12 protein-coding genes are annotated in these 15,276 nt (G+C 72.0%); 6 read left to right on the forward strand and 6 right to left on the reverse strand.

Annotation, left to right across the window (positions count from 1 at the left end; genetic code table 11):
• Positions 1-23 precede the first annotated feature (23 nt).
• A complete protein-coding gene (locus tag K1X13_RS03290; RefSeq protein ID WP_221023589.1) occupies positions 24-821 on the forward strand; it encodes an adenosylcobinamide-GDP ribazoletransferase in 798 nt (265 codons plus the stop codon).
• 15 nt (positions 822-836) lie between these two features.
• Here the strand turns inward: K1X13_RS03290 and gcvT are convergent, their stop codons facing one another.
• Positions 837-1,961, reverse strand: coding sequence for a glycine cleavage system aminomethyltransferase GcvT (gcvT, locus tag K1X13_RS03295; RefSeq protein ID WP_221023590.1), 1,125 nt, complete (start codon positions 1,959-1,961; stop codon positions 837-839).
• A 93-nt stretch (positions 1,962-2,054) separates the two neighbouring features.
• Between gcvT and K1X13_RS03300 the strand changes: the two genes are divergently transcribed.
• Positions 2,055-3,557 (forward strand): leucyl aminopeptidase, encoded by a 1,503-nt coding sequence (locus tag K1X13_RS03300; RefSeq protein ID WP_221023591.1) that lies wholly within the window; start codon positions 2,055-2,057, stop codon positions 3,555-3,557.
• A 76-nt stretch (positions 3,558-3,633) separates the two neighbouring features.
• Here the strand turns inward: K1X13_RS03300 and K1X13_RS03305 are convergent, their stop codons facing one another.
• On the reverse strand, positions 3,634-3,945 hold the full coding sequence (locus K1X13_RS03305) for a hypothetical protein (protein WP_221023592.1): 312 nt from the start codon (positions 3,943-3,945) through the stop codon (positions 3,634-3,636).
• A 202-nt stretch (positions 3,946-4,147) separates the two neighbouring features.
• Between K1X13_RS03305 and lpdA the strand changes: the two genes are divergently transcribed.
• A complete protein-coding gene (lpdA, locus tag K1X13_RS03310) occupies positions 4,148-5,536 on the forward strand; it encodes a dihydrolipoyl dehydrogenase (RefSeq protein WP_221023593.1) in 1,389 nt (462 codons plus the stop codon).
• Between the two features lie 51 nt (positions 5,537-5,587).
• Entirely contained in the window at positions 5,588-7,492 is a 1,905-nt protein-coding gene (sucB, locus tag K1X13_RS03315; protein WP_221023594.1) for a 2-oxoglutarate dehydrogenase, E2 component, dihydrolipoamide succinyltransferase, read from the forward strand.
• A gap of 320 nt (positions 7,493-7,812) precedes the next feature.
• On the opposite strand, the gene K1X13_RS03320 is transcribed toward sucB, so the two are convergent.
• Both K1X13_RS03320 and K1X13_RS03325 read right to left on the reverse strand, forming a co-directional pair.
• Entirely contained in the window at positions 7,813-9,708 is a 1,896-nt protein-coding gene (locus K1X13_RS03320; RefSeq protein ID WP_221023595.1) for a proline-rich domain-containing protein, read from the reverse strand.
• A gap of 327 nt (positions 9,709-10,035) precedes the next feature.
• Complete coding sequence (locus K1X13_RS03325) at positions 10,036-10,515, reverse strand: NUDIX hydrolase (protein ID WP_221023596.1); 480 nt, start codon at positions 10,513-10,515, stop codon at positions 10,036-10,038.
• Positions 10,516-10,582: 67 nt separating this feature from the next.
• Between K1X13_RS03325 and K1X13_RS03330 the strand changes: the two genes are divergently transcribed.
• Entirely contained in the window at positions 10,583-11,476 is an 894-nt protein-coding gene (locus K1X13_RS03330; RefSeq protein WP_221023597.1) for a TIGR01777 family oxidoreductase, read from the forward strand.
• Here K1X13_RS03330 and K1X13_RS03335 read toward each other — a convergent pair.
• Together K1X13_RS03335 and K1X13_RS03340 are read right to left on the reverse strand one after the other, a co-directional pair.
• The gene (locus tag K1X13_RS03335) at positions 11,442-12,074 is read right to left on the reverse strand and encodes a hypothetical protein (protein ID WP_221023598.1); all 633 of its coding nucleotides are present in this window, start codon (positions 12,072-12,074) and stop codon (positions 11,442-11,444) included. The two genes, K1X13_RS03330 and K1X13_RS03335, sit on opposite strands and share 35 nt — an antisense overlap.
• A 102-nt stretch (positions 12,075-12,176) precedes the next feature.
• Positions 12,177-14,336, reverse strand: a complete 2,160-nt coding sequence (locus tag K1X13_RS03340; protein ID WP_221023599.1) for an MMPL family transporter — start codon at positions 14,334-14,336, stop codon at positions 12,177-12,179.
• Between the two features lie 176 nt (positions 14,337-14,512).
• Between K1X13_RS03340 and lipB the strand changes: the two genes are divergently transcribed.
• Positions 14,513-15,256, forward strand: coding sequence for a lipoyl(octanoyl) transferase LipB (gene lipB / locus K1X13_RS03345; protein ID WP_221023600.1), 744 nt, complete (start codon positions 14,513-14,515; stop codon positions 15,254-15,256).
• Positions 15,257-15,276 lie beyond the last annotated feature (20 nt).

The raw sequence follows: 15,276 nt of genomic DNA on the forward strand, positions 1-15,276 counted from the left end.
CTGCGGTGCGCTACCCACCTGGCATGGACGCCCTCCGGCTCGCGTTCGGCACGCTGACCGTGCTGCCCACACCGCCGCCCCGCGTGGTGGACCGGCGGGTCGGGTCCTGGGCCATGACCCTGGCCCCCCTCGTCGGACTGGTGCTCGCGGTGCCCGCCGGGCTGCTCCTCTGGCTGGCCGCCGGCGACCGCACCGCGACGCCCGCCCTACAGCCGGCGCCGGCGGCTGCGCTCACGGTCGCCCTGCTCGCCGTGCTCACCCGGGCGATGCACCTGGACGGGCTCGCGGACACCGCCGACGGCCTGGGGTCCGGCAAGCCCGCACCGCAGGCGCTGGAGGTGATGCGGAAGGGCGACGTCGGGCCGTTCGGCGTGGTGACGCTGGTGCTCGTGCTGCTGGTGCAGGTGCTCGCGCTCGCGGAGCTCGTCGCCGAGGGGCACGGGGTCGCAGCGCTCGTGCCGGCCCTGGTGGCGAGCCGGCTCGTCCTACCCGTGGTCTGCCTGCGCGGGGTGCCGGCGGCGCGCCGCGACGGGCTCGGTCAGGCCGTCGCGGGGACGGTGTCGTGGGGGCAGCTGCTGCTGGCGGTGGGGCTGGCCGCGGCGGTGACCACCCTCGCGGCGCTGGTCACCCCGGGGCCGCAGTCGCTCGAGCCCGGGGTCCTTCTGCGGACCGGCGCCGCGGTGGCGGTCGCGCTCGCCGCCGGGCTGCTCCTGCTCCGCCGCTGCGTGGTCCGCCTCGGCGGCGTGACCGGCGACGTGCTGGGCGCGTGCGTCGAGGTGACGTTCACCGTGGCGCTGGTCGCGCTGACGGTCCTGCTCTGACGCCGGACGGCGCGGTCAGCTCTCGCGGACGCCGGGGGTCACGAACGGGGGCCGGGTGACCGTGAAGACCTCGCGGCGCCCGCGTACGTCGACCGACACCTCCTGCCCCTCGCCGACCTGCGTAGCGATGAGCGCCAGGCCGATGCCCTTGCGCAGGGTCGGGGAGAACGTCCCCGAGGTGACCTCGCCGAGCGGCACATCGGACACCAGCAGCACCCGCATGCCCGGTCGCGGGATGCCCCGGCCGGTGGCGACGAGCCCGCGCAGCACGCGCCGCGGCCCGGCCTCCTTCTCCTCCAGCAGCACCGACCGGCCCCAGAACCGGTCCTTCTTCCAGCCGACCGCCCAGCCGAGGCGCGCCTCGTTGGGCGTGACGTCGCGGGTGATGTCCTGCCCGTGCAGCGGGTAGCCCATCTCGGTGCGCAGCGTGTCGCGGGCGCCGAGGCCGCAGGCGGTGACGCCGTACTTCTCCCCCGCGGCGAACAGGGTGTCCCACAGGAGCCCGACCACCTCGTCGGGCACGACCAGCTCGTAACCGCGCTCGCCGGTGTAGCCGGTGCGGCAGACCACCACGGGGGTGCCGTCGAACTCGGCCTCGACGAACGACATGTACTCGTGGCCGACGGGGAGGCCCGCGGCCTGGAGCAGCTCGTCGGACCGCGGCCCCTGGACCGCGAGGATCGAGTGCGTGTCGTGGTTGTCGTCGATCTCGATCCCGTCCGGCGCCTCGGCGGCGAGGCGTCGTACGACCTCGGCGGTGTTGGCGGCGTTGGGGACCAGGAAGACCCGCTCGTCGCTGTGCAGGTAGACGATCAGGTCGTCGACGATGCCGCCGGTCTCGGGGTCGCAGCACAGGGTGTACTGCGCCTTGCCGGGGGCGATCTTGGCGAGGTCGTTGGTGAGCGTCGAGTTGATCAGCGCGGCGGCGCCCGGGCCGCGGACGACCACCTTGCCCAGGTGGCTGACGTCGAACACGCCGACCGCCTCGCGGACCGCCGTGTGCTCCTTGACCACGCCGGTGTACTCCAGCGGCATCTCCCACCCGCCGAACTCGGCGAGCTTGGCCCCGAGCGCCACATGGCGGTCGTGCAGGGCGGACTGACGGAGCGCGGAACCGCGGCGAGACTCGACAGGACGCATGCGGGGAACCTACCTCAGTGGGATCGGGGGCCGACGGCGGCTAGCATGCCGGGAACGCAACTGCGATTTACAGGACATGGGGGTCAACCCGACGTGACGAGCTACAGCCTGCACAAGGGCGCAGCCGACAAGACCAAGTGCGACGTGGTGGTCGCCGGCGTGGTCCGGACCAAGAAGGGTCTGGAGGCTGCTCCCGGAGGCGAGGGGATCGCGTCGGCGTACGGCCGGAAGTTCCGCCCGCTGCTGTCGACGGTGGGCTTCGAGGGCAAGCCGGGCGAGGTCGCGAAGATTCCCACCGGCGGCACCCTGCGCTCGCCGCTGATGATCCTCGTGGGCCTCGGTGAGGCCGAGAATCTGACGCCGGAGAAGGTCCGCCGCGCGGCCGGTGCCGCGGCGCGCTCCGTCTCCAACGCCGCGAACGTCGCGCTGGCGCTGCCGACCCCGGACGCCGACCACGTGCGCGCGGTCGCCGAGGGCTTCCTGCTCGGCACCTACGCGTTCACGGAGTTCAAGACCAGCAAGAGCGACGAAGCGCCGGGTGAGGTCGTCGTGCTCACCGACCTGGCCCGGAACAAGGAGGCCGTGACCGCGCTGGAGACCGCGCAGGTCGTCGCCGCCGCCACGGCCCTCACCCGCGACTGGGTGAACACTCCCCCGGGCGACTTCACCCCGGAGAAGTTCGCCGCCGCGGTGACGCAGACCAAGAAGGAGAAGAAGGCCTCCAAGGTGACCGTGAAGGTGACCGACGCGGCCACGCTCGAGGCCGAGGGCTGCGGCGGCATCATCGGGGTCGGCCGCGGGTCGGCGAACCCGCCGCGACTGGTGCAGCTCACCTACAAGCCGCGCGGCGCGAAGACGCACCTGGCCTTGGTCGGCAAGGGCATCACCTACGACTCGGGCGGCCTCTCGATCAAGCCCGGTCCGTCGATGATGACGATGAAGTGCGACATGGCCGGCGCCGCCGCCGTGGTCGCGGCGACCTTCGCGATCGCCGAGCTCGGCCTGCCCATCGCGGTCACCACGTTCGCGCCGATGGCCGAGAACATGGTGTCGGGCAGCGCGACCCGGCCCGGCGACGTGCTCACGATGTACGGCGGCAAGACCGTCGAGGTGCTCAACACCGACGCCGAGGGCCGGCTCATCCTCGCGGACGCCCTGGTGAAGGCGACCGAGAACGAGCCCGACGTGATCGTCGACGTGGCGACGCTGACCGGGCACTGCGTGGTGGCGCTCGGCGACCGCGTGGCGGGCCTGCTCGGCAACGACGACGAGCTCATCCACACGGTGCAGGCCGCCGCCGCCCGGGTCGGCGAGGCGCTGTGGCCGCTGCCGATCCCCGAGGAGATGCGCGAGAAGGTCCGCACCAACACCAAGGTGGCCGACCTGGCGCAGCACAACACCGAGCGGTGGGGCGGCGCGCTCTACGCGGCGGCGTTCCTGCGCGAGTTCGTGGGCGACACCCGGTGGGCGCACCTCGACATCGCGGGGCCGGCGTTCAACGGCCACGGCCCGCACGGGTACACCCCGGCCGGTGGCACGGGCATGTCCGTGGCGACGCTGGTGGAGCTGGCGCGGGAGCTGTCCGAGAAGAAGTGACGTGCGGCTGAGCCCGCCGGAGCCGGCGGCTGGCCCGTGCGGCGTCGCGCCCTCTGAGGGTGCGGCGCGGTGCGGCTCAGCTGCCGGCGTCCTTCTGCCGGCGGTTGTACTCCCGCATCCGGGCTGGGTAGCCGACCACCGCCGCGTCGTACGACGGGACGCCGTGCTTGTTCGCGAAGGAGTGGGCCCACTCGACCGAGGGGACGCGACGCCGCGTCCACTCCCCGTCGTGTGCGACGAGCATCAGCGTGACGTCGGTGACCGCGGTCCGCGGCTCGACGAAGCCCTCGACACCGCGGCGGGTGCTCGCGAAGTCGGCGAGGTGCTTCTCGTCGGCGCTGTCGGACGCGCGGACCGTCGTCGGACCACGCCCACGAGGACGGCTCATCCGCCTGCGACGACCACGCCTCAGCCGGTCCATCAAACCCATTTCCACAGTGTGGCCCACCTTCCCAAGGATTCGCTGAACGTCGCCCCGTTTGCGCGGTCGGCGCCACGTCTTGAGGGCCGGTGTAGACATGGACGGGATTGGTGGAAAGATGACCCCGGACAGGCGAACCCCTGACAGCTGAACATGACCGGAGGAACGGGTGGCGGACAACGCCGGCAACAACTTCGATGTGGTGATCCTCGGCGCCGGTAGCGGCGGCTACGCGTGCGCGCTCCGCGCGTCGCAGCTCGGCCTCACCGTCGCCCTCGTCGAGAAGAACAAGCTCGGCGGCACCTGCCTCCACGTCGGCTGCATCCCCACCAAGGCACTGCTGCACGCGGCCGAGGTCGCCGACTCCGCCCGCGAGTCGGAGCAGTTCGGCGTCAACGCCACCTTCGAGAGCATCGACATGGCCGGGGTGAACAAGTACAAGGACGGTGTCGTCTCCCGCCTGTACAAGGGCCTGACCGGCCTCATCAACCACCGCGGCATCAACGTCGTCGAGGGCGAGGGCAAGCTCGTCGCGCCGAACACCGTCGAGGTCAACGGCCGGCGGCTCGTCGGCCGGCACGTCGTCCTCGCCTCGGGCTCCTACTCCAAATCGTTGCCCGGCCTCGAGGTCGACGGCCGTCGCGTGATGACGTCGGAGCACGCGCTGACCCTGGACCGCGTGCCCGACTCCGCGATCGTGCTCGGCGGCGGTGTCATCGGCTGCGAGTTCGCCTCGGTCTGGAAGTCCTTCGGCGCGAACGTCACGATCGTCGAGGCGCTCCCCCGGCTCGTGGCGGCCGAGGACGAGGCGATCTCGAAGCAGCTCGAGCGGGCGTTCCGCAAGCGCAAGATCGACTTCAAGGTGGGCACCCCCTTCAAGAGCGTCGAGCACACCGACACCGGTGTCCGCGTGACCGTCGAGGGCGGCGAGACCATCGAGGCCGAACTGCTGCTCGTCGCCGTGGGCCGCGGGCCCACGACCCAGGGGCTCGGCTACGAGGAACAGGGCGTGTCCATGGACCGCGGCTTCGTCCTCACCGACGAGCGGTGCCGCACCAACGTCGAGAACGTGTACGCCGTCGGCGACATCGTCCCCGGCCTGCAGCTGGCGCACCGCGGTTTCCAGCAGGGCATCTTCGTGGCCGAGGACATCGCCGGCCTCGACCCCACCCCCATCGACGAGGCGGGCATCCCGCGCGTCACCTACTCCGAGCCGGAGGTCGCCTCGGTCGGCCTCAACGAGGCTGCGGCCAAGGAGAAGTTCGGCGAGGACCAGGTCGAGTCGCTGACCTACGACCTCGGGGGCAACGGCAAGAGCCAGATCCTCAAGACCCAGGGCTTCGTCAAGCTCGTCCGCCAGAAGGACGGTCCGGTCGTGGGCGTCCACATGGTCGGCGCCCGCGTCGGTGAGCTCGTCGGAGAGGCGCAGCTCATCTACAACTGGGAGGGTTACGCCGAGGACGTCGCACCACTCGTCCACGCCCACCCCACCCAGAACGAGGCGCTCGGCGAGGCGCACCTGGCCCTGGCCGGCAAGCCTCTCCACGCACACTCCTGATCAAGACCACGACCAGCGAGCACCACAGCCGACAAGAAGCGAAGGAACGCAATGGCGACCTCAGTCACCCTTCCCGCCCTCGGTGAGTCCGTCACCGAAGGCACCGTCACCCGCTGGCTGAAGCAGCCAGGCGACCAAGTGGCGGTCGACGAGCCGCTGCTGGAGGTCTCGACCGACAAGGTCGACACCGAGATCCCCTCACCGGTCGCGGGCACCCTTCTCGAGATCAAGGTCCAGGAGGACGAAACCGTCGAGGTCGGCGCCGAGCTGGCCACGATCGGCGACGAGGGCGAGAGCGCCGGCTCCGGTGGCGGCGGCGAGCAGGAGGCAGCGGAGGAGTCCGCTCCGGCCGAGTCCGCTCCGGCCGAGTCCGTCTCGGCCGGGTCCGAGGAGGAGCAGGGCGCTCCCGCGCAGACCGAGCCGCAGGGCGACGTACCCGTTGCCAAGACCGAGCCCACGCCTCCCGCGCAGGAGACCGCTCCCGGCTCCGCCGACACCAAGCCCGAGGTCGAGTCGTCGCAGGCCGGCACCAGCGCCGCCGCCGGTACGCCGGTCACGCTCCCCGCGCTCGGCGAGTCCGTCACCGAGGGCACCGTGACCCGCTGGCTCAAGCAGGTCGGTGACGACGTCGCCGTCGACGAGCCGCTGCTCGAGGTCTCCACCGACAAGGTCGACACCGAGATCCCCTCCCCCGTCGCGGGCAAGCTGCTCGAGATCAAGGTCCAGGAGGACGAGACGGTCGAGGTCGGCGCCGAGCTGGCCATGATCGGCTCCGGCGTCGCCGCTCCGCAGGAGGAGGCTGCCGCCCCGGCCCCGCAGGAGGCGCCCGCCGAGGAGGAGAAGCCCGCCGACGAGAGCGACCAGTCCGACGGCGCAGCCCAGGGCGCGACGCAGACCCAGGAGGCCCCGAAGGTCGAGGAGCCGAAGGCAGAGGCCCCGGCCGCCGCGCCGCAGCAGGCGCCGGCTGCGCAGGAGGCTCCCGCCGAGCAGGCGGCTCCCGCGGCATCGTCCGGTGACGGCGCGTACGTCACGCCGCTCGTGCGCAAGATGGCGGCCGACCAGGGTGTCGACCTCGCGCAGATCCAGGGCACCGGTGTCGGTGGCCGGATCCGCAAGCAGGACGTGCTCGACGCCGCCAAGGCGCAGAAGGAGGCCGCCGCTGCCCCCGAGGCTCCCGCGGCCCCGGCTGCTCCGGCTGCCGCCTCCGGTGCGGGTGCCGAGGCTCCGTCCGGTGCGCCCAGCCCGCTGCGCGGCAAGACCGAGAAGCTCAGCCGGCTGCGCAAGGTCATCGCGACCCGCATGGTCGAGTCGCTGCAGACCTCGGCGCAGCTCACCACCGTGGTCGAGGTCGACGTCACCTCGATCTCGCGGCTGCGTGACAAGGTCAAGGACGACTTCGCCAAGCGCGAGGGCGTGAAGCTCTCGTTCATGCCGTTCTTCGCCAAGGCCTCGATCGACGCGCTCAAGCAGCACCCCTCGCTCAACGCCGCGATCGACACGGAGAAGGGCGAGGTCACCTACTTCGACCACGAGAACCTCGCGATCGCGGTCGACACCGAGAAGGGTCTGCTGACCCCGGTGATCAAGGACGCCGGCGACCTGTCGATCGCCGGGCTCGCCCGCAAGATCGCCGACATCGCCGAGCGGACCCGCACCAACAAGATCGGTCCGGACGACCTGTCCGGCGGCACGTTCACGCTGACCAACACCGGTAGCCGTGGCGCGCTGTTCGACACCCCGATCATCAACCAGCCGCAGGTAGCCATCCTCGGCACCGGCTCGGTCGTGAAGCGGGCCGTCGTGATCGACGACCCGAACCTCGGCGAGACGATCGCGGTACGTCGCATGGTGTACCTCGCGCTCACCTACGACCACCGCCTCGTGGACGGTGCCGACGCGGCTCGCTTCCTCAGCGACGTGAAGGCGCGTCTCGAGTCCGGGAAGTTCGACGTCTGACCGGAAGTCCAGTCGTGGACGACGCCCGCTGCCGACTCGGCAGCGGGCGTCGTTGCGTCTCCGGACCTGCATGACGTCGACCCCGGGGCGGTCATGGGTCGACGGCGGAACTCGAGCGAGCCCTGGCTCGGGCCGAAGTCCGCGCGGCAGACCCAGGCGGAAGCTCCGGGACGGTCATGGGTCGACGGCGGAACTCGAGCGAGCCCTGGCTCGGGCCGAAGTCCGCGCGGCAGACGCAAGTGGAAGCTCCGGGACGGTGGCGGTCGAGCAGATTTCTGGTCGAGGGATGAAGCGTTCTGCGGCGAGCGATAGCTCGGAGGTCAGGCTGCGCCTTCGCTGATGATCAGGGCGAAGTGGGTCTCGAGCGGGGTGAGCGTCGCGAGGCCGTCTTCTGTGTCGTCTCTCGCGCCGTCAGTGTGGTCGTTCTGACTGGTCGCCGACTTGGTCCAGGGGTCGGTGACCTTGCGGGTTCCGGTGTGGTCGACGAGGTAGATGCTGCCGTGTGGTGCGCGCCAGAGGTAGATGCCCGGGAAGGGCTGTTCGACGGCCCAGTTGCCGTGGGTGCGGACCCGGTGATGGAACCGGCCGAGCGGGCCGAGGTTGTCCATCCGGGTCTGCCCTGCCGACGCCGTGTGCCGGTAGGGCCGGGTGTGGTCGAGGTCCATCCGGCGGCTGGTGTTCGACGCGTACGGGAACACGTCCGCCGGGGTACGCAGGTGCACCGCCTCGCGGAGCCGGTCCGGGACCTCGTAGGCGTCCACGGCCGCCTGGCCGGCGAGGTCGATCACCGGCTTGATGGTGAACCGACTGGTCGGGCCGAGGAAGTCCCGGACGTACCGCGCCGAGACCGGCCCCTCGCCCTCCCAGCGGGCGACCCCGTGGCCGGTGGCCAGGGTGTGGTCGGTCAGGTGCACGTACAGGGTCACCGTGGGCAACAGCCGGGCCCAATCCACCCCGACCACGTGCCCACGCCCGGCGGCGGGTGCGGGCAGGTCGGCGGACCGGAACCATGCCGGCCGGGTGAACGGTGACGGGTCCCCTGTCGGTGACGACTGTGCGCCGCTGGCCGGTGGTGACGTCGAGCCGCCCCACGCTGGACCTGCGCCGCAGGTGGGGCAGGGCAGAGCTGTCCCCTGGCCGGGGTCGGGTGGGTCGTCGGCGTCGTTCTCGCCCGGGTGCAGGTCGTGCTCGCCGAGCCTCGGCGGCCCGGCATCCGGCCCAGACATCGAGTCCGACCCTGAATCCGGGGTGGTGCTGGATGCCGGACCAGACGCCGGGCCGTCGAACGGCAGCGGCATGTCCTCGTCCTCGTCCGAACCACCGAACGTCGAGCCGCTTGCTCCGGTGCGTTGTCCGGGAGCCGGACCACCCGCAGCGGAAGCCGCGCCTGAGCCAGGCGTGTCTGCGGCGGGGGCGGTCGTACCTCTGCTGTGGGCGTGCTTGTAGGCGGTGAGCAGCTCGACGGCCTGGAGCGGGTTGGCGAGCAGCAACATCGCCTTCACCCGCAGCTCGTCCGCGTTCTCGGTCTCCCCGAGCGCCCGCAGCGCCTGGCACAGGTAGTCCAAGGTGGCGTCGATCCGGGTGATCACCGCCGCGGTGGACCTCACGTACAGCGTCTTCTGGCCGTGCTCGTTGGACCGGCCGACCTTCGCGAACTGCTCCGCCGCGGCCGCCGCCTCCCGCGCCGCCGCCGCCTCCGGGTCCGCCTCCACGACCCGGGCCTCCAGCACCGTCTCGAACCTCGACCACGACAGCCGCCCGTCGGCGTACTCCGCCACCCCGGCATCGACGAACAACGCCTGCTCGGGTGTCAGGTCCCGGGTCGCGACCGCGACCTTCCGCGCCACCCACGTCGCCACCTCACACGCGGTCACCCGGGCCCACAGCCGCGGCAGCCGGTGCCGCACGTCGAGGACGTCGGCCAGCAGCGCCCGCGCGGCGTAGCTGGAGATCTCCAGCTCCCCGGCCACCTCCGAGGCGGCGAACTCCCGCACCAGCGGCGTCCCCACCCCACCCAGGCACACCGCCCGCTCCATCCCGGTGAACACCCGGCCCGCCCTCGCCGCGGACCGCTGCACCGAGTCGGCGTGGCACAGGTCCGCGAAGTGCGCCACCAGCAAGAACACGTCCCGCTCCGCCTCCACCCGGACCCGACGAAGACGCGCCAGCGACGCCAGCGTCCCCGCCGCGTCCTGGTCCTCGATCACCGCCTCCATGATCACCAACCTACGACCGACCACCGACACTTTCCGGGCGCCCGGAACCAGGCAGATCCCCAGCTGTGCAAAGAGATTCCAGACTCCACGCGAGGCCCCAGGATCGACCGACCTTCCACCCACAAGAGGTGCCCTCAGCGGTGACGCCCGACCCGACCGCTCGACCAGGAAGAAGCTGCGGTACGCGTGAAGGAGACCCAGGAGTCGACGCCCGCGCCGAGCGGACGCGGCCCAAGTCAAGAGCGTGGCTGAGTGGAGGCGTCGATTGGATGCGCGCGGACTGGCGCCGTCCCGACCGAGCACAGACCGAGTGCTCGGCCGACGGCGTCAGAGGGTGCTGAGGAACTCATCCTGGTGCCCGGACAGCTCGACCCCGTCGAGCGGCAGCGGCGTGAACCAGCACCGGAAGAGCAGGCCCTCGTCCTCGCCGTTCCCGCCGACGCGCCACGTCCAGCCGGGTCGCGCGTCGGTGGTCGTGGCGAGCACGTAGGTGGTGTGCTGCGCCCGACCGGTCTCCGCGTGCGGCCGGTCCGACGTACCGAGCTCCCGGACCACCGCCACGGTCGACAGACCGCACTCCTCGGACACCTCCCGCGTCGCCGCCTCGGAGACCGACTCCCCGGGGTCCATGCCGCCGGCGGGTACCTGCGTCCCCGCGTCGGGGAAGTCGACGTGGTCGAACACGAGCAGCTCGAGCCCGTCACCGAGGTCGCGTACGACGTAGCAGGCGACCCGCTCCCGCACGGCGCCGTCGACCACGCCGTCGACCGCCGCGTCGTCCGGCGGGGGCGGCGTCGAAGGGGGCACGGACGCGCACTCTACTCACTGCCAGACAACGCCGACCCTCCTTGGCGCCCCGTGTCAGAGTGTGCGCATGCGCATCGTTGTCGCCGGCGCGTCCGGCTTCCTCGGTCAGGCATGGCGCGAGCACCTCGCGCGTCAGGGCCACGACGTCGTCCGCCTGGTCCGCGAGGAGGCCGTCTCGGCCAACGAGTCGCAGTGGGACCCCTACGCCGGACACGTCGACCAGCAGGTCATCGACAGCGCCGACGTCGTCGCCAACCTCGCGGGCGCACCGATCGGTCACTGGCCCTGGACCGCGTCGTACAAGAGGACGCTGCGCGACAGCCGGACCGCCACGACCCGCACCCTGGCCGACGCCATCGCCCGCTCCTCCGGGAAGCCGACGTTCCTCGTGCAGAACGGCGTCGCCGGGTACGGCGACCGCGGCGACGAGGTCCTCACCGAGGACTCCTCCACCCCCGGCGACACGACGCTCGGCCGGATCACCCTCGACTGGCAGGACGCCGCACAGCCCGCTGCCGACGCCGGGGCGCGGGTCTGCATCATGCGCACCGCTGTCGTGCTGCACAAGAGCGGCGGCGCGCTCAAGCCGATGATCCTGCAGTTCCGCGCCGGCCTCGGCGGGCCGATCGGCGACGGCCGGCAGTACTTCCCCACCATCTCGCTCAACGACTGGGTCCGCGCGGCCACCTTCCTCGCGACCACCGACACCTGCAAGGGCGTCTACAACCTCACGGGACCGAACCCGACCACGAACGCGGAGTTCACCAAGGAGCTCGGTCGCATGCTCAACCGGCCGACGCTGATCCGGGCGCCGAAGTGGCCGATGCGCAAGTTCCTGGGCGAGCTCTCCAACGAGCTGCTCAGCTCGGTCCGGCTCGAGCCGGCCCGTCTCGAGGCCGACGGCTTCGTCTTCGAGCAGCCCACGCTCAACGATCGCCTCGCATCGGCGATGACGACCTGACCGACGCCACCCGCCACAGCCCCGGTGCTCCGTCCGGCCGGGCCGTGGCAGCGAGCCGGCGGAGTACGACGACGCGGGTGCTCGCCTCGTCCCGGGGCAGCGCGACCCGCCCGCTCTCCCCCACCGCGACGGCGCCGACGAGCCGGTCGGTCACCCGCAGCCGCAGCGACCCGGGCCGCCGGGCGAGCACGTCGAGCGCGAGCACCTGCACCCGCATCCCCTCGACGCGCAGCCCGCGGTCCAGGTACCCCCGCAACAGCGCGCGGTCCGCCGTACCGGCCCGGGACCCCGGCACGTAGAGCCGCCCGAGCGCGGCGAGGTCCCCGGCCGCGAACGCCTCCGCCCGCCGGCCGTCCCAGGCACGCAGGACGTCGGCGGCAGGCAACGCCGCGGCCACCGGGCGTACGGCGCCCGCCCGACCGTGCGACGGACCGGACGACAGCCACGACCGCGCCGAGGAAGCCGCAGGACCCGCCGACCCCTCCGCCTCCTCCGGGCCGCGCGTCGCCGAGCGCCCGCCGACCCACCACGCCCCGCCGGCGAGCAGCAGCGCGACGACGGCGAGCCCGGCGAGCCAGCGGGCGGGATGAGACCTCACCCCGCCCACTGTGGATCACCGCACGGACGAGTGCGCGCCGTCATCCACAGGCGGCCGGACCTGCCGGGCCACAGCGAGCCGCCCGACTGTCCGACCGGCGCGTCAGGGGGTGCGGCCCTCCTGGTCCATGTGCAGCATCTCCGCGGTCTCCCGGTCGGCGTGGTCCGGGCTGTGCCAGAGCTTGCTCGGCCACCAGATCGCCGGGCCGATGTCGTGCGCCAGCGCGGGCACCAGCAGCGACCGCACGATGATCGTGTCGAGAAGCACGCCGAACGCGACGATGAACGCGATCTGCGCCAGGAACAGGATCGGCAGGATGCCCAGCGCCGCGAACGTGGCGGCCAGCACCACACCCGCCGACGTGATCACACCGCCGGTGACCGACAGGCCCTTGAGGATACCGGGGTGGGTGCCCTGCTTCATCGACTCCTCGCGGACCCGGGTCATCAGGAAGATCGAGTAGTCGATGCCCAGCGCCACCAGGAACACGAACGAGATCAGCAGCGTCGACGGGTCCGAGGCCGGGAAGCCGAAGACGTGGTTGAACAGCACCGCGCTGATGCCCATCGTCGCGCCGAAGGAGAGCACGTTCGCGACGATCAGGATGAACGGGGCGAGCAGCGACCGCAGCAGCAGCGACAGCACCAGGAAGATCACGACCAGGATCGCCGGGATCACCTTCTGGCGGTCGGCGTCGACGGTGTCGCGCGTGTCCAGCAGGATCGCGGTCTGCCCGCCGACCGTGATGTCCGGGCTGACCGCGTCGATCTCGCTGCGCAGGGCGCGGACCGTCTCCGTGGCGCCCTCCGAGTCGGCGTTCTGGTCGAGCGTGACGAGGACGACCGCCTCGCCGTCCACGATCTTCGGCTCGGGTGCCTGCCCCGGCGCCGGCGGGCCGGCCGGCAGCACGCTCACGCCGTCCTCGGCGACCCCGGGCTGCTGCTGGGCGAGCTCGACGGTCTGCTGGACCTGGTCCTGCGGCACGATCACGATCGCCGGGCTGCTCTGGTCGGACTCGAAGTGCTCGTCGATGACGTCCTGCGCCTTGACCGAGTCCACCTCGGTGAGGAACAGCTCCGTCTGCGGCACCGGGTCCTCGTTCAGCGTCGGCACGAACGCCGCGCAGGCCGCGAGCGCCACGAAGGTGACCATCCACACCGTGCGCGCGCGGCGCCCGATCAGCCGGGCCACCGCGCCCCAGATCCCCTTGGTGTCGGTGTGCGGCGAGCCGTACCTCGGGATCACCGGCCAGAACGCCGCCCGCCCGAGCAGCACGAGCGCCGCCGGCAGCAGGGTCAGCGCCGCGAACATCGCACCGGCCACGCCCAGGGCGCCGACCGGGCCGAGCCCCTGGAGGCTCGACAGGTCCGAGAGCAGCAGGCAGAGCAGGCCGAGGATGACCGTCGCACCCGAGGCCAGGATCGGCTCGAGGGCGGCACGGTAGGCGGCCCGCATCGCGTCGTACTTGGACTCGTTGTCGCGCAGTTCCTCGCGGAACCGCGCCACGATCAGCAGCGAGTAGTCCGTCGCGGCGCCGACGGCGAGGATGAACAGGATCCCCTGGCTCTGGCCGTTCACCTTGAGCAGGTCGTTCGAGGCGAGCGCGTAGATGACCGCCGACGCGACGCCGAGCGCGAGCACCGCCGAGAGCAGTACGACGAGCGGCAGCACCGGCGTGCGGTAGACGACGAGCAGGATCACCAGGACCACGAGCAGCGCGACGCCGAGCAGGATCCCGTCGATGGCCCCGAACGCCTCGATGAAGTCGCCGAGGATGCCGCCGGGGCCGCCGACCAACGCGGTCAGCCCGTCCGGTGCGTCCGCGAGCACGTCCCGGATGTCGACCACGGCCGCCTCGAGCTCGTCGCCGTCCGACGTCGCGATGGGCACGACCACCTGGGCGGCGCTGCCGTCCTCGGCGGGGATCGGTCCGACCACGCCCTCGGCGTCGACGTTCTCCACCTGCCTGAGGTCCTCGACGTACTGCCCGATCGTCGCCTGGTCCTGCTGGGTGAGGCCGCCGTCGCGCTCGAACACCACGATCGTGGGCAGCGACTCGTTGCCGATGAACTTGGTGTACTCGTCCTGCGCGAGCGTCGACTCCGCGCTCTCCGGAAGGAAGGCCGCGTTGTCGTTCTCCTGGACGCTGGCGAGCTTCCCGGCGTACGACCCGAGCGGGCCGCCGACGAACAGCCAGAGGAGCACGACGACCAGCGGGAGGATCCAGCGCCTCGAGCGCGGGGACCGGTGGGATCTCGCCATCAGCGGGTGGCCTTTCGGGGTCAGGTGCCGTGGTGCGGGGTATGCGGTCGGAGGCTCGGTTCCCATGCTCCCCGAGCGCTCGCCCGGGCGACCCGAAACCCTCCGGTTCCATAATCGGGTATCGCCCTCCCTCGGCCCAACACCGACCCCGTGCGACGCGCGTTAGGCTCGTCACCGTGAGCGACCTGATCTTCAAGACCGTCGGGCTCGGGGACGCGGCCGTGGAGTACCTCGCCGCCTGGGACCTGCAGCGCGAGGTGCACGCCGGGGTGGCCGACGGCGGCACCGACACCGTCCTGCTGCTCGAGCATCCGCCGGTCTACACCGCGGGCAAGCGCACCGAGCCGCACGAGCGCCCCAGCGACGGCACCCCCGTCGTCGACGTGGACCGCGGCGGCAAGATCACCTTCCACGGGCCGGGCCAGCTCGTCGGCTACCCGATCGTCCGGCTCCCCGAGCACGTGAAGGTCGTGGACTACGTACGGCGCCTCGAGGAGGCGCTCATCCACACCTGCACCGACCTCGGCGTGACCACCGCCCGCGTCCCCGGCCGCAGCGGCGTGTGGCTGCAGGCCGACGATCGCGGACCGGAGCGGAAGATCGCCGCGATCGGGATCCGGGTGAGCCGCGGCGTCACGATGCACGGCTTCGCGCTGAACTGCGACGTGGACCTCACCTGGTACGACCGGTTCGTGCCCTGCGGCATCGCCGACGCCGGGGTCACCTCGCTGTCCCGCGAGCTCGCCCGCGACGTCACCGTGGCCGAGGTGCTTCCCCACGTCGAGCGGCACCTCGCCGACCTCCTCGCCTGGGACGACTACGTGCCCACCCCCGACTACGAGCCCCGCCCGGACCCGTCGAAGAAGGACCCCGCGCGCCAAGACACGTTGAGCGTTCCGGTTCTCAATCCGCTCGGCTGAGCCGCCGCTCCGCCACAGTG

Origin of the sequence: Nocardioides jiangsuensis (genome assembly GCF_019679455.1) — a bacterium.
GTDB lineage: Bacteria > Actinomycetota > Actinomycetes > Propionibacteriales > Nocardioidaceae > Nocardioides_C > Nocardioides_C jiangsuensis.

Bases quoted from the DNA above. Each gene is read 5' to 3' on its own strand.
- K1X13_RS03290 (WP_221023589.1), top strand. From the start codon at position 24: ATGGACGCCCTCCGGCTCGCGTTCGGCACGCTGACCGTGCTGCCCACA.
- gcvT (WP_221023590.1), bottom strand. From the start codon at position 1,961: ATGCGTCCTGTCGAGTCTCGCCGCGGTTCCGCGCTCCGTCAGTCCGCC.
- K1X13_RS03305 (WP_221023592.1), bottom strand. From the start codon at position 3,945: ATGAGCCGTCCTCGTGGGCGTGGTCCGACGACGGTCCGCGCGTCCGAC.
- sucB (WP_221023594.1), top strand. From the start codon at position 5,588: ATGGCGACCTCAGTCACCCTTCCCGCCCTCGGTGAGTCCGTCACCGAA.
- K1X13_RS03320 (WP_221023595.1), bottom strand. From the start codon at position 9,708: ATGGAGGCGGTGATCGAGGACCAGGACGCGGCGGGGACGCTGGCGTCG.
- K1X13_RS03330 (WP_221023597.1), top strand. From the start codon at position 10,583: ATGCGCATCGTTGTCGCCGGCGCGTCCGGCTTCCTCGGTCAGGCATGG.
- K1X13_RS03340 (WP_221023599.1), bottom strand. From the start codon at position 14,336: ATGGCGAGATCCCACCGGTCCCCGCGCTCGAGGCGCTGGATCCTCCCG.